Source organism: Microbacterium sp. PRF11, from assembly GCF_031844085.1.
In the GTDB taxonomy this organism is placed as follows: Bacteria; Actinomycetota; Actinomycetes; order Actinomycetales; family Microbacteriaceae; genus Microbacterium.
The window spans coordinates 1-13875 of the sequence record NZ_JAUZUP010000002.1; the positions used below are offsets into that span (position 1 = coordinate 1).

11 protein-coding genes are annotated in these 13875 nt (G+C 71.0%); 6 read left to right on the top strand and 5 right to left on the bottom strand.

Going from position 1 to position 13875, the window contains the following annotated elements; translation table 11 throughout:
* Positions 1–168 precede the first annotated feature (168 nt).
* The 5 genes from Q9R20_RS05610 (at position 169) to Q9R20_RS05630 (ending at position 7686) form a co-directional block, all read left to right on the top strand.
* Entirely contained in the window at positions 169–573 is a 405-nt protein-coding gene (locus tag Q9R20_RS05610) for a phage holin family protein (protein ID WP_311248413.1), read from the top strand.
* 34 nt (positions 574–607) lie between these two features.
* Positions 608–1114, top strand: a complete 507-nt coding sequence (locus tag Q9R20_RS05615) for a low molecular weight protein-tyrosine-phosphatase (protein WP_295839893.1) — start codon at positions 608–610, stop codon at positions 1112–1114.
* A gap of 27 nt (positions 1115–1141) precedes the next feature.
* Positions 1142–2521: an adenylosuccinate lyase gene (gene purB / locus Q9R20_RS05620; RefSeq protein WP_311248414.1), complete on the top strand. Its 1380-nt coding sequence runs from the start codon at positions 1142–1144 to the stop codon at positions 2519–2521.
* Positions 2522–3010: 489 nt separating this feature from the next.
* Positions 3011–6460 carry an OmpL47-type beta-barrel domain-containing protein gene (locus Q9R20_RS05625; protein WP_311248415.1) on the top strand — a complete coding sequence of 1150 codons (3450 nt, stop codon included), beginning with the start codon at positions 3011–3013 and terminating at the stop codon, positions 6458–6460.
* A 188-nt stretch (positions 6461–6648) separates the two neighbouring features.
* Entirely contained in the window at positions 6649–7686 is a 1038-nt protein-coding gene (locus Q9R20_RS05630; protein WP_311248416.1) for a zinc-dependent alcohol dehydrogenase family protein, read from the top strand.
* A gap of 109 nt (positions 7687–7795) precedes the next feature.
* Here the strand turns inward: Q9R20_RS05630 and Q9R20_RS05635 are convergent, their stop codons facing one another.
* Entirely contained in the window at positions 7796–8164 is a 369-nt protein-coding gene (locus Q9R20_RS05635; RefSeq protein WP_311248417.1) for an amino acid transporter, read from the bottom strand.
* Positions 8161–8793 carry an acyl-CoA synthetase gene (locus Q9R20_RS05640; protein ID WP_311248418.1) on the bottom strand — a complete coding sequence of 211 codons (633 nt, stop codon included), beginning with the start codon at positions 8791–8793 and terminating at the stop codon, positions 8161–8163. Before Q9R20_RS05640 ends, Q9R20_RS05635 begins: the two co-directional genes overlap by 4 nt.
* A gap of 122 nt (positions 8794–8915) precedes the next feature.
* On the opposite strand from Q9R20_RS05640, the gene Q9R20_RS05645 reads away from it, so the two are divergent.
* Entirely contained in the window at positions 8916–9314 is a 399-nt protein-coding gene (locus tag Q9R20_RS05645; RefSeq protein ID WP_311248419.1) for a DUF6992 family protein, read from the top strand.
* 83 nt (positions 9315–9397) lie between these two features.
* Here Q9R20_RS05645 and Q9R20_RS05650 read toward each other — a convergent pair whose 3' ends face one another.
* From Q9R20_RS05650 to Q9R20_RS05660, 3 genes are all read right to left on the bottom strand, one after another.
* The gene (locus Q9R20_RS05650) at positions 9398–10459 is read right to left on the bottom strand and encodes a WxL protein peptidoglycan domain-containing protein (protein ID WP_311248420.1); all 1062 of its coding nucleotides are present in this window, start codon (positions 10457–10459) and stop codon (positions 9398–9400) included.
* A gap of 64 nt (positions 10460–10523) precedes the next feature.
* Complete coding sequence (locus Q9R20_RS05655) at positions 10524–12515, bottom strand: metallophosphoesterase family protein (protein ID WP_311248421.1); 1992 nt, start codon at positions 12513–12515, stop codon at positions 10524–10526.
* A gap of 131 nt (positions 12516–12646) precedes the next feature.
* Positions 12647–13864: a HupE/UreJ family protein gene (locus tag Q9R20_RS05660; protein WP_311248422.1), complete on the bottom strand. Its 1218-nt coding sequence runs from the start codon at positions 13862–13864 to the stop codon at positions 12647–12649.
* Between the last annotated feature and the right edge of the window lie 11 nt (positions 13865–13875).

The window sequence follows — 13875 nt, forward strand, 5'->3', positions numbered from 1 at the left end:
CCCCCCCCCCCCCCGCCGCCCCCCCCCCCCCCCCCCCCCCCCCCCCCCCCCCCCCCGGCACGGGCCCGACCCCGGGAACCGGAGCCACGGCTTCTCCCCCGCCGTGCGCGCATCCACAGCCGACCGCAACCCCGTGGCGCGCAAGCAGACGGATGCCACGATGGGCGCATGCGCTTCATCGTCCGCGTGGCCGTCAACGCCTTCGCCATCTGGATCGTGACCCTGCTGCCCGCCCTGCAGGTCCGACTCATCCCGTTCGCACCCGGCGAGCCGTTGCAGGTGCTGCTCACGCTGCTCGTCGTGGGCTTCATCTTCGCCCTCGTGAACACGATCGTCGGTACCGTCGTGAAGATCGTCGCGATCCCGCTGTACATCCTCACGCTGGGGCTCATCTCACTCGTCATCAACGGGTTCCTGCTATGGCTGACGGCGATCATCACCGAGAACTGGGACTGGGGTCTGCGCACCGGCGAGTTCTGGCTGACGGTGGTCGCCGCTCTGCTCATCGCGGTCATCAACGCCGTGCTCGGCGGCATCCTGCGCCCGCGCCGCGAGGAGACGCGACGCCGCTGATGCGCCGACGGCGCTTCCCCGCCATGATGGAGGGATGACCGCGAGTGCCGACGCGCCCTTCCGCGTCGTGTTCGTCTGCAGCGGCAACATCTGCCGGTCGCCGATGGCCGATGTGGTGTTCCGGCGTATGGCGGAGCAGGCGGGCCTCGGCGCGCACGTCGCCTCGTCGTCGGCGGGCACGGGCGACTGGCACGTGGGCGAACGGGCCGACCATCGCACCCTCGCCGCCCTCGACCGGCTCGGCTACGACGGCGCCGCGCATCGTGCCCGCCAGTTCCAGTACGCCGACTTCGAACGCAACGACCTCGTCGTCGCCCTCGACCGCAGCCACGAACGGGTTCTGCGCGGCTGGGCCCGTGACGACGACGACGCCGACAAGATCGCCCTGCTGCAGTCGTTCCTCCCGGATGCCGAGACCCTCGACGTCCCCGACCCGTACTATGCCGGGCCCCCGATGTTCGACGAGGTGCTCGGTATGATCGAACGGGCCAGCCGCGCCCTGTTCCGGCAGCTCGAGCCCGCCATCCGATCCGCGGGCTGACCCGTCCGCGCGACCCCCGGGAGACCCGTGTCCTCTCTGCCTCCGCAGCCCCTCAGCCCGCTCGACGGCCGCTACTTCGCCGCCGTCGCCGAACTCGGCGACTACCTGTCGGAGGCGGGCCTGAACCGGGCTCGCGTCGAGGTCGAGGTCGAGTGGCTCCTGGCCCTCACCGACCGTTCACTGTTCGGTACCGCTCCGGTGTCCGACGCCGACCGGGCGAAGCTGCGGGCGCTCTACGAGGACTTCGGAGCCGACGAGATCGCCTGGCTGAAGGAGAAGGAGGCGGTCACCCGCCACGACGTCAAGGCCGTCGAGTACCTCGTGCGCGACCGCCTCGACAGCCTGGGGCTGGCGGCTCTGGCCGAGCTCACCCACTTCGCCTGCACGAGCGAGGACGTCAACTCCACCGCCTACGCCCTCACCGTGCAGCGCGCGGTCGAGCGGGTCTGGCTGCCGAAGCTCCGCGCGGTCACCGAGGCCCTCACCGAGCTCGCCGCGCAGCACCGCGACGCCGCGATGCTCTCGCGCACCCACGGCCAGCCCGCCACGCCCACCACGATGGGCAAGGAGATCGGTGTCTTCGCGTGGCGCCTCCAGCGCGTCATCCGACAGCTGGATGCCGGGGAGTACCTCGCGAAGTTCTCGGGAGCGACCGGAACCTGGTCGGCGCACGTCGCGGCCGAGCCCGACGTCGACTGGCCCACCCTGACGCGGGACTTCGTCGAGTCGCTCGGCCTGGGCTTCAACGAGGTGACGACGCAGATCGAGTCGCACGACTGGCAGGTCGAGCTGTACGACCGCGCGCGTCACGCGGGTGGCATCCTGCACAACCTCGCCACCGACATCTGGACCTACATCTCGCTCGGGTACTTCACCCAGATCCCCGTCGCCGGAGCCACCGGCTCGTCGACGATGCCGCACAAGATCAACCCGATCCGGTTCGAGAATGCCGAGGCGAACCTCGAGATCGCCGCAGGGCTCTTCGGCACCCTGGCATCCACTCTCGTGACCAGCCGCCTGCAGCGCGACCTGACCGACTCCACGACGCAGCGCAACATCGGCGTCGCCTTCGGCCACTCGCTCCTGGCACTCGACAACCTGCAGCGCGGGCTCACCGAGATCTCGCTCGCCGAAGACGTGCTACTGGCCGACCTCGACGCCAACTGGGAGGTGCTCGCCGAGGCGATCCAGACGGTCGTTCGCGCCGAGATCGCCGCCGGCCGTTCGCAGATCACCGACCCCTACGCCCTGCTCAAGGACCTCACGCGCGGACGTCGCGTCGGCGCGCCCGAGCTGGCCGAGTTCGTGCGCGGCCTCGACATCGGCGACGCCGCGAAGGAGCGCCTGCTCGCGCTGACCCCCGCCGCCTACGCGGGACTGGCGTCGCGGGTGGTCGACGCGCTCTAAGCCGCGGGGCGCTCGCGTCGCCCGGTCGTCGGCAGGTGACTGCGCGCAATAGCGGTCGCGTGGCCTTCTCGAGTGTCCAGGACACCCGGACGCGCCACGGATATGTCCGGATGTCTTGGACACTCGACCCGCTCGGGCACGCGCGGACACGTCCTCCCCGCCGCGGACCACGCGTCACCTGACGTCGAGTGTCCAAGACACGCCGCGCGGGCCGCCCACGGAACGGCGTGTCTTGGAGACTCAACGGATTCCCCGGGGGCGGGTCACGGCACCAGCCCGCCCGCGCTTTCCCCTGGAGTGTCCAGAACACCCGGACGCCTCTCGGAAACGTCCGGGTGTCTCGGACACTCGACGCACCTCGGCATCCGCCGAAACCCTCGTACGGCGCGAGAAAGCTCTGGACGCCGCCTCGGCAGACCCTTAGTGTTGACGTCAACATCCCCCCACCCCGTGCGCCGCATCGTCGCGGCGCGGATCGGAACAGACGCGATGACGCCTCGACGCCCCTCGTCCCGACGCCGCCTGCTCGCGGCGGCGACGGCTGCCTTGCTCGCCGGAGCACTGGCATCCCCCCTCTCCGCCGTAGCGGGCGCCCCCGTCGATGCGGCCGCGGCTGCGACGGGCGTGCCGACCGATCCGGGCGACGGCGTCCCCCGCGTCGACCCGCCGGTCACCTACACGAACTACCAGCCGCTCGCCGACCCGGGTCTGGGGGCGACGGACTACTTCCAGCCGAAGTGGTTCGACACCGACGGGCGGCACATCCAGGCGCACGGCGGCCAGGTCGTCACGACCGAGGAGGACGGCCAGACCGTCTACTACTGGTACGGCGAAGACCGCACGAGGGGGTACTGGAACAGCCCCGGCGTCTCGGTGTACCGGTCGACGGATGCCATGAACTGGACGAACATGGGCGACGCGCTGCGCAGCATCTCCACGCGTGACGACCTGCTCACGCCCTACTTCGAGGAGCTGTACGACACGGTCGACGAGAACGGTCAGCCGCGCACCGAGAAGATCGACCAGCTGGCGTACCACTTGAACTCCACGCGGGAGTCCGATTACACCGCGATCTTCGAGCGCCCCAAGGTGCTGCACAACGACAAGACCGGCCAGTGGGTCATGTGGTGGCACGCCGACGGACGCATCGAGCCCGGCGGCAGCACCTACGCCCGCTCGATGGCGGCCGTGGCCGTGTCCGACTCGCCGACCGGGCCCTTCCGTATGACGGGCGCGTTCCGCATGCCGAATCGCAGCGACTACCAGGCCTGCACGCCGTACGCGGTTCCGGGGCAGGCCCGCGACATGACCGTCTTCCAGGACGACGACGGGAAGGCGTACATCTCGTACTCGTCGGAGGAGAACTACAGCCTCTACGTCGCCGAGCTCGACGAGAGCTACACGAACGTCACCCACACCACCGACCGCGACACCCTCGACGTGAACCAGTACTCGGAGGACGGCCGCTTCCCGTACGTCTTCGCCGACGGCACCCCCGAGGCGCCCGTGCGCGGTGAGGACTTCCAGATCGTCAAGGAGTGCGGCCACCTCGAGGCTCCCGCGATCTTCGAGCGCGACGGCACGTACAGCGTCGTCACCTCGGGGGCGACCGGCTGGGCGCCCAACCCGCAGACGTACTACACGACGAAGGACCTGATGGGCACGTGGATCCGCGGGGTCCAGGTCGGCGACGAGCACGAGAACACGTACTACAGCAGCATCCCCGACGGGGGCGACGGCCTGCTCTCCGTCGGTGACGCGCGCCGCTCGACCTTCGGCTCGCAGACCACGAACGTGTTCGAGCTCGAGCCGGGCAAGTTCGTCTACATGGGCGACCGCTGGAACGAGGGCGAAGCGGATTCGACGTACGTCTGGCTGCCGCTCACCGTCGGCGAGAACGGTCGTCTCGAGATGCACAATCCCGCCGCCGAGGACCCCGAGCGCTACGGCGACGGATGGGACCGGTCGTACTGGGACGACAAGGGCTTCGGTCACGGCACGTGGTCGCTGACGCCGAACGCCGTACCCACCACCGTCCTCCGCGGCGCCGCGCCGGCTCTGCCCTCGACCGTGGGCGTCGAGTCGAACGGCACCGTCTCGCAGGTCGGGGTGACCTGGTCGAGCATCGACACCACCGTCCTCGGACCGCAGACGCTCGTCGGCACGCTCGCGGCCGACGCCGACTTCACCGAGGGCCGGATGTTCCGCCGCACGATCGAGGTCACCGCCCCCGGCATCGTCGACATCGCGCCCGAGGCGGCGGTCACCGTCTCGAGCCGCTCGAACCTCGCGGGCACGCTCACCGACGGCAACGCCAGCGGCAAGGGCTGGGACGACTGGACGGGCAACGGTTACCCGCGCGACAGCTGGCTGCAGTTCGAGTGGAGCGCCGAGCGCACCTTCGACTCGATCGTCGTGCACACCTACAAGGACGGCCCCACCGCCACCTGGCCGTCGCGTATTCAGGTGCAGACCCGCAACGCCTCCGGCGCGTGGGTCGACGCGGATGCCGCGGCCACGCTCGCGCAGGACGCCTCGGCGTCGGCGCCGGTCGCCGTCATCGACGCGACGACGGTGCCCGCGGCGAGCGCGCTCCGTCTGCGCCTGACCAGCGAAGCGAACACCTGGCAGTCGATCGCCGAGGTCGACGTGTGGGGTACCTCGGCGGGGACGAACGTGTGCCGCGCCGCGGGGACGACGGTGTCGGCGTCGTTCCACCAGACGAAGTGGGCCACGATGCCGGCCGCGAACGCGTGCGACGGCCGCGTCGACACGCAGTGGTCGACCTGGACCGACGCCGGGTACAAGGACTCCGCGACCTTCACGATGGAACTGCTCGAGCAGCACCGCCTGAACGAGGTGCGGTTCACGAACAGCGAGGGCACGATCGCGGGGGTCACCGCCGAGTACCGCACCCCCGCCGGCGAGTGGCTGCCCGTCACCGCGACCGGTACCGCACCCGCGGTGACCAATGGCACCGAGACGACGCTGTCGTTCGAGACGGTGATCGCAACGGGTCTGCGGCTGACGTTCGCGACCCCGGGTTCGTACCTGAAGATCCCCGAGATCTTCGTCCCCGAGGCCGGGGGGATCGCCGCCATCACGCCGTCGGTCGAGGGCGAGACGAACGCCGCCGGCTGGTACCGCTCGGCCCCCGTGCAGGTGTCGCTGTCGCACGACGGCGGTGCCGACGTCGAGGTGCAGTACCGCATCGACGACCAGCCGTGGCAGACGGGCACGGAGATCGATGTGACCGCCGACGGCGCCCACACGGTGTCGTACCGCGCGCTGTGGAACGGCGCCGAGGTGCCCGAGGTGGCCGGTTCGCTGCCGGTGCGTCTCGACACCGTCGCCCCGGTGACCGAGGCTTCGACCACGGCCCCGGCGACCCTGAAGCGCCTGATGGCCCCCGCCGCGGTGTTCGACGCCCTCGCGCCGGCGCAGGCCACGGTGGTCTTCCAGGCGATGGATGCCACCTCAGGCGTCGCCGAGACCGCCTCCTCGCTCGACGGCGGAGCTACGTGGACCGTCGGCGACACCGTGACGATCGCGGATGCCGGCGACCACACCGTGCAGTTCCGGTCGACCGACGTGGCGGGCAACGTCGAGCAGACCCGCTCGATCATCGTGACGGTTCCGACCGCGACCGACCCGGGCACGGGTGGCGGCTCTCCCGGCACCGGCGGTGGCGGCACGGGTACTCCCGGCACGGGCACCCCGGGCGACGCGGGAGCGGGTGCGGGCGCTCCGGGCTCCGTGTCCGGTGCAGGCGCGGGCGGCTCCTCGGCCGGAGCGAGCGGCGGAAAGGGCGGCTCCGCGACGAACGGTGGCGGCCTGGCCGTGACCGGTGCCGAGGCGCCGATCGCCCTCGGCATCCTGGCCCTGGTCCTGGGAGGTCTCGGCGCCGGCCTGCTGGCGCTGCGCCGCCGCCGCGCCTGAGGCCGCGGGGCGCGCCCGACCCCCGGGCCCGCCCCGTCAGCCCCTCGAGTGTCCAAGACACCCGGACAGATCTGAAAAACGTCCGGGTGTCTTGGACACGCAACCACCCGAGGGGGCCGAACTCACCCGTGCCACGCCCCGCCGTGGGGCGCCAGACCCCGTCGCCGCGCCGCGGGAGAATGGATGCCATGCGCGCGATGATCATGGACGCCCTGGCCGAACCGCTCGAGGTCCGCGAGGTCGACGCCCCGACCGCACCCGTCGGCGGGGTCGTCGTCGAGGTGCACGCCACGGGGCTGTGCAAGAGCGACTGGCACGCGTGGGTGGGCCACGACGACGTCGCGCTCCCCCACGTCCCCGGGCACGAGCTCGCCGGGGTGATCGTCGAGGTGGGCGAGGGAGTGCGGCGCTGGAGCGTCGGCGACCGCGTCACCGTCCCGTTCGTCATGGGATGCGGCGCGTGCGAGTGGTGCCTCGGCGGGAACGCACAGGTGTGCCCGCGACAACAGCAGCCCGGATTCACCCAGTGGGGCAGTTTCGCCGAGCGGGTCGTGCTCACGGCGGCCGACACGAACGCGGTGCGCATCCCCGACGGCGTCTCGTTCGAGGCGGCGGCGGCCCTCGGATGCCGGTTCGCCACGGCGTACCGGGCACTCACCGGCCGCGCACGGGTGCAGGCCGGCGAGTGGGTCACCGTGGTCGGCGCCGGGGGCGTGGGACTCAGTGCCGTGATGATCGCGGCCGCGCTCGGCGCCCGCGTGATCGCCGTCGACCGCACCCCGGCCGCCCTCGACGCGGCGCGGCGCCTCGGGGCGGAGCACACGTTCGTCGCCGACGGCGCCGACGTCCCGGCCGCCGTGCACGAGCTCACCGGCGGGAGCCACGTCTCGGTCGACGCGGTCGGCAGCCCGCAGACCGCGCGCGACGCCGTGCTGAGCCTGCGCCGTCGGGGCCGGCACGTGCAGATCGGGCTGCTCCCCACCGCCGACGGCATGACCTCGATGCCGATGGCGCGCGTGATCGCGTGGGAACTCGACCTGCTCGGCAGCCACGGCATGGCCGCGGTCGACTACCCCGAGATGCTCTCGCTGATCGAGAGCGGCGCCCTGCGCCCGCAGGAGCTCATCGAGCGGATCGTCGGCCTCGACGAGGCGGCGACGCTGCTGCCGGGCATGGACTCGGCGTCGCCCGCGGGGATGACGATGATCGACCCGCGGCGAGCCTGAGCGGCGGGTTCCGGGGTCCCTTCGACGGGCTCAGGGACCGCGCGCGTCGCCCGAGGGACACCTGGGCGGGTTCCGGGGTCCCTTCGACGGGCTCAGGGACCGCGCGGGGTCAGGAGCGCTTCGCGCCCGGCTCGCCGTCGTCGGTGCGCGGAGCCTCCGGCGCGGTCGTGTCGCCGGGGGCGGCGGCATCCGGAGCGTCCTTCGGCAGGAGCAGCGGACGGTCGACCGTGGCGGTGACCTTGGAGGGATCGACGGCGAGGAGCATGAGCGAGACGCTCACGAGCACGATGATGAAGGTAGCGCCCGCGGCGATGAGCGCGACGATGAGGGCGTGCTGAATCTGGTCGGCGGGCCGCGTCTGGAAGAAGCCCATCGACATGAGCGTGACGAAACCGGCGAACAGCGCGGCGATGAAGGCCAGACCGAGAAGCTGGACGGGCTTCATCAGGTCGCGGCGGGTGGCGGGCTTGTCGGTCATGACGCGGCCTCCTCGGAGGGTACGGCCGGAACGGGCTCGGGGCGGCGCGGCGAGAAGCCGGCGATCGCGAGGAACACGGCGACGACCGCCGCGTATCCGCCGAAGAGTCCCACGGCGATGGTGATGCCGGTCAGCGTGAACGAACCCGCCCCGGCGATGCTGTAGTCGAGCGCGTACTGCTGATTCGGGATGAACAGCACGACCCCGAGCACGAGACTCAGGATGCCGATGAGCACACCGTCCCGCGAGCCCGCGGCCCCGACCGTCTTGCGTTGACGCAACGCGCCGACCAGCTCGATCGCGCCCGTGATGAGGGCCCAGGCGATGACGACGCCGAAGAACACGCCCGTCGTGCGCCACGCGCTGACGCTCGCGACGAGACCGGCGACGATGCTGACCGCGGCGAGCAGCAGCACGATGAGGCGCTGCCCGCGCGGGAAGATCAGCCACGCCGAGAGGGCGAAGACGAGCCCGGTCGCCAGAGCGAATCCGCTGAACACGCCGAGCCCGAGGGGCGCGGAGTGGTCGGACGAGAACGTGACCATGACGGCCGCGAGCGCCGCGAAAAGGGCGCGCGCCAACTGCAGATGGCGAACGTCGAAGACGCGCTCGGAAGAAGGAGTGGTCACGGAGGGTCCCGGTGAGACGGTGTCGATGCCATCCAGTCTATTCCTCGGCACCTGAGCGGTCCTCGGGGAACCTCGACGACGAGGGAGTCGCGCGCGAGCGCGGCGCCACGCATCATGGACCCATGACATCAGCGAAGGCCGTCGCCGGCACCCTCGTGCACCGGCTGCGGCGGTGGGGCACGGCATCCGTCATCGTGGGCGGCGCTCTCGCGCTGTTCCCGCGTACTCGCGCCTTCGGCGCGCAGACGGCGATGTGGGGAGCGGTCGACGTCGGCTTGGCGATGCTCGCCGGCCGCCGGGGTGCCGCACCGAAGCGGCGGCCGCTGCGGCGCCTGCTGCTGATCAACACGGTCCTCGACGTCGGGTACGTCGCCGCCGGCGCGCATCTCGCCGTGCGCACCCCGTCGTTCGGCGGGCGCCTGAGCCCCGACGCGGCGCGTGGTCACGGCGTTGCCGTCGTCATCCAGGGCGCCGTGCTCTTCTGCCTCGACCTGACCGCCGCGCAGCGCCTGCGCCGCTGAGCCGACCGCCGGGGTCACGCCGTCCACACCGCCGCGCAGCGCGCCTGCGCCGCCGAGTCCCGCGCCGGCGCCGGGCCCGCGGGTCACTCGACCAGCTGACGCTCCTTCTCGGCGAGGGTGCGCTCGACCGCAGCGGCGACGCGCGCGTCCTCCGCCTGCTGGGCCCGGCGACGACGCTCGCGCAGCAGACGTGGGCCGAAGACCGCCGCCACGACGATCAGCGCGAGCAGGAGCAGCAGCGGCCACGGCACCGCCCACCCGAAGGTCGAGACTTCGAGGGGGTCGAGCGTCGAGATCGAGCCCGCGGCATCCGTGACGATCGGGGTCGCCGACACCGACGCGATCAGCACCCCCATCGCCGCCACCGCCGGTACCCGCACGTCGCGCTCCCAGCTCTCGCCGGGCAGCAGGGTCGGGGCCGCATCGTCGGGCGCGGCCTCGATGCGCGCGAGACCGAACGGTCCGGTGACCGCGTCGGCCTCTTCGGCCGCGAGCGAGACGTTGCCGGTGTTGTGCAGGCGGTAGTGGACGGTGGCGTCGCCGAAGAGGAAGGGCAAGAAACCGCCGTCCCACCCCACCCGCAGGTCGTCGACGGCGAGCGCCGGGGCGAGGTCTCCTCCGACACGGATGCCGGTGCGGATGCCCAGGCGACGGTCGACGTTGACGTTCGCGGAGGCGTCGGCGACGGTGAGCGAGGTGACGATCCCGCCGGCGTAGTCGCCGGGGGTGGCGTTCGGGGGCACGTCGACGGCGAAGGGCACCTCGACGGTCTGGCCGGCGGGCACGGTGACGTGGCGCTGCGGCACGGTGACCCACGCACCGACGCCCACCGACTGCTCGGCCGCGACCCGCAGGTCGAGCGCGCCGGTCGAGGTCGTGTACCCGTCGGCCGCGTAGACGTCGAGCTCGACGGCCTCGGTCCCGCGGTTCGCGACCACGAGGGCGTCGTCGAGGTGGGCGCCGGGGTTCAGCGCGTAGCTGTAGTTCGTACGATCCGCGCCGAGGGCGTTCGAGGCGGTGCGCACGGTCCAGGTCACGTCGTCGGTCGCGGCGAGGGCGGGACTCGCGCTCAGCGCGCCCGCGGCGACCATCGCGGTGGCGAGAACGAGACCGGCGGTCCGCGGGAGGGAGAGCAGTCGAATCATGGGGGGTCCTTCGGGACGGGCGCCGGCGGGGAGACACGCTCCCCGCCGGCGCTGTTCGCTCTGGTCAGCCGGCCAGGGCGGTGAGGGTCAGGGTCGCGCGGTAGCTTCCCTTGTCGATGGTGTTGGGGATCTTCAGGTCGAGGTCGGCGCCGACGACTCCGGCGCTGCGGTCGTGACCGGTGGGAGCCGAGCCGAGCAGACGCGAGACCGACAGACCGTCGCCGCCGTCGTAGCCGGAGTTCACCGCGGCACCCGCGACGGCTCCGGCACCCGGGGTGACGACCTTGGGCGCCCAGCCGAGGAACGACCCCTTGAAGGTCTTTCCGTCGTCGACGAAGTCGCTCACCGACGCCGAGACCGACCACGGCGACTTGCTCGCGCGGGTGTCGGTGACGGTGATCGGGTTGATCTGACCGGTGGCCTCGAAGTACTGCAGGTTCTTCTCCTGCGCGGTCCCCATGTCGACCAGGCCGTTGTGGCCGTTGATCGTCCAGCCGAACTCACCGGGGGCGCCGCTGGGGACGTCGACCTGGATGTCCTGGCCGTCGCCGTGGTTGGGGTGGATGGTCACCTCGTCCTGGATGGTACCGACGGCCTCGGCAGGCTTCGACCCGTTCTCGGGACCGCACCACAGAACCTTCTTCAGCTCGACGGCCGCGTTGGGCGCGTCGCAGGTTCCGGAGCGGATGTTCTGGACGATCAGCTGGTCCTTCTTGACCTGCACCTTGACGTACGAGCGCACGTGCTCCTGGTTCTGCACGGAGTTGTACCAGTAGTTCGCCGGGTTGAGCGGGTCGGCGCCGTTCCCGGCTCCGCTGGTGCCGCTGTTGTCGGGAGCGGTGATGTCGTAGTACTTCGATCCGGATGCCGTGTTGGCGGTGACGTAGACGACGCCGCCGGGGCCCTCGAAGATCTCGTCCTGGCCGGGCTTCTCGTCGGCGTTCGCCTTGGCGCCGTTCTTGATCTCGTACGAGCGCGAGTAGCTGTGGTCGTGGCCCTGGAGCACCAGGTCGACGCCGAGCTTCGAGAACGCGGTCGGGAAGTCGGTGCGACGGACCTTGTTGTCGGAGTCCTTCGCGTGATCCGCCGGCGAGTAGATCGCGTGGTGGTACACGAGCACCGTGTACTTGGCATCCGCTCCGTGCTTGTCGACGACGTCGGTGACGTACGAGATGTGCGCGGCGTCGCCGCCGCCGCCCTGCGAGGTGGCGTAGCTGTTGCTGTTCAGGTCGATGTACAGCACGTCCTTATAGATGAACCAGTAGTCACCGCCCGACTCGGTGCCGAGGCTGCCCGAGCCCTTGCGGTAGTAGGCGCCAGAGCGGTCGGTGTTGGGGGTGTAGAGGTGCTGCTCGTAGGCCTTGCCGCCCACGTCGTGGTTTCCGATGGTGGCCGCCCACGGGATCTGGCGCAGCGCATCGGGGGCGAGGAAGGCGTTCCACTGGTCTTCGCGGTTCGCGGAGTCGACCTGGTCGCCGCCCGAGACGAGCATCTCGGCGTTCGGGTTGGCCGAGACGGCGACGTTCATCGTGTCCTGCCAGCCGGCCTGGTCCTTCGCGATGTCGCCCGACGAACCGATCTGCGGGTCGCCGAAGAAGAGGAAGTCGTAGTCGCCCTCGAACGACTGCGTCTTGAAGGTGTAGGTGTTCGACCAGTTGCCGTCGGAGCCGACGCGGTACGAGTACGCCGTGTTCTCGCTGAGGCCCGTGATCGTGGCGTGACGGTTGAAGCCGCCGCTCGAGGCGATGTTCGCCGTTCCGGATGCCGAGAAGGTCGTCGCCGACGCCGGGAACTGGCCGCCCGTCAGTGCCGAGGTGGGGGCGAGCTGCACCGTCTGGGCGGTGTCGGCCGAGGAGTACCAGGTCACGATGCGCTGCGACTGGTCAGCACCGACGCCGAGGATGACGCCGGTGAGGGTGGCCGTGGTGTCGGCCATCGCCGCCGGGACGCTCGCCACGCCCGTGAGGACGAGGGAGGCGCCGACCGCGGCGGTTGCGATCCACGAGACACGGCGACGCGTGCGCGTCCCGTGCGACGTCGATGCGGTGAGGAACATGGTTGTCCGTTTCTTTCGAGGGGGTCTCTGGTGCGCACTCACCGATGGCGAGCGCATCCCACGCTCCGCCGGCTGGGTGACATCGCGGTGAATAGTTGACTCAGCACACCTATCGACTGCGCCAACACCCGTCACTCGATACCGAGGACGCGCTGCACGAACCACACCAGGCCCGCGATGGTGACGATCACCGCGATGGCCGCACTCACCCACATGCCCAGGCGCGGTGCACGCCGGCGCAGCAGCACCAGCAGGGGGAAGACGACGACGATGATGCCGATCTGCACCGCCTCGATCCCGACGTTGAAGACGAGCAGCGACCACAGCAGGGTCCACGACCAGGGTTCGTCGATGCCGAGGGCCGACGCGAAGCCGAGACCGTGCACGAGACCGAAGACGAACACGACGGCCACGCGCATCCAGCCGGCACGGTCGAGACGCAGGAACCCGTGGGCGTCCGAGAGGTCCTGGTCGGCCCGATCGCGACGGAACAGACGCCAGAGGTACCAGGCCGCCACCACCGCGATCGAGAGGGCGATGGTCGGCTCGACCACCTCGGGCGGGGCCGCGATCACCCCGGTCGCGGCGAGAATGAACGTCACCGAGTGCGCGAGGGTGAACGTCGTCGCCGCGATGACGATCTCGCGCAGGCGCCGCGAGCCGACGATGAGCGCGAGCAGGAAGAGGATGTGATCGATTCCCGTGAGCAGGTGCTCGGCGCCGAGGCGGAAGAACTCCCAGAAACGCTCGAGCGTCGTCTGAGCGGTCGTGAACGACGGGTGCTCGGCATCCAGGACCGTGCTTCCCTCGTGCAGGTCGAGGTCGTACGTGAGGATCGTCTTCGTGTCGGTGACGAAGCCCTCGGCGTCGGGGAACAGGGATGCCGTGATCTCGTGGCCGTTCTCCGAGGGCGGGCAGGTGTCCTCCAGTGTGACGACGGCGTAGGGCACGCCGTCCTGCTGGGTCATCGAGATGTCGTCGTCCAGGCGCGGGGCGCACGCGGCTCCCGCCGCCGTGATGCGGAAGCGCTCGGTGACGTAGCGGGCGATCGTGTCGCGGTGCGCGGTCAGCACCGCCGCCTGCGCGGCCGCGTCGCCGCGCTCGAACGCGTCCATCCCGGCCCGGTAGAGCGGGTCGTCCTTCTCGGCGTCGGCGGCCGAGACGACGAGCAGGTCGTACTCGAGCTGCAACTGGGCGCGGACGACACCGGTCCCGCCGCTCTCGAGATCCGCATAGACGACCGACAGGATGCCGTGGGCCGAGGCCGGCGCCGCGAGCGACAGCAGCGCCGCGATCCCCGCGGCCACGATCAGGACGCGCGAGAGGACGCGTCGAACGAAAACAGACATGTGCACCTTTC

Coding starts and splice junctions, on each gene's coding strand:
- Q9R20_RS05630 (WP_311248416.1), top strand. CDS start 6,649: ATGCGCGCGATGATCATGGACGCCCTGGCCGAACCGCTCGAGGTCCGC.
- Q9R20_RS05625 (WP_311248415.1), top strand. CDS start 3,011: ATGACGCCTCGACGCCCCTCGTCCCGACGCCGCCTGCTCGCGGCGGCG.
- Q9R20_RS05645 (WP_311248419.1), top strand. CDS start 8,916: ATGACATCAGCGAAGGCCGTCGCCGGCACCCTCGTGCACCGGCTGCGG.
- Q9R20_RS05635 (WP_311248417.1), bottom strand. CDS start 8,164: ATGACCGACAAGCCCGCCACCCGCCGCGACCTGATGAAGCCCGTCCAG.
- Q9R20_RS05615 (WP_295839893.1), top strand. CDS start 608: ATGACCGCGAGTGCCGACGCGCCCTTCCGCGTCGTGTTCGTCTGCAGC.
- Q9R20_RS05660 (WP_311248422.1), bottom strand. CDS start 13,864: ATGTCTGTTTTCGTTCGACGCGTCCTCTCGCGCGTCCTGATCGTGGCC.
- Q9R20_RS05610 (WP_311248413.1), top strand. CDS start 169: ATGCGCTTCATCGTCCGCGTGGCCGTCAACGCCTTCGCCATCTGGATC.
- Q9R20_RS05655 (WP_311248421.1), bottom strand. CDS start 12,515: ATGTTCCTCACCGCATCGACGTCGCACGGGACGCGCACGCGTCGCCGT.
- Q9R20_RS05650 (WP_311248420.1), bottom strand. CDS start 10,459: ATGATTCGACTGCTCTCCCTCCCGCGGACCGCCGGTCTCGTTCTCGCC.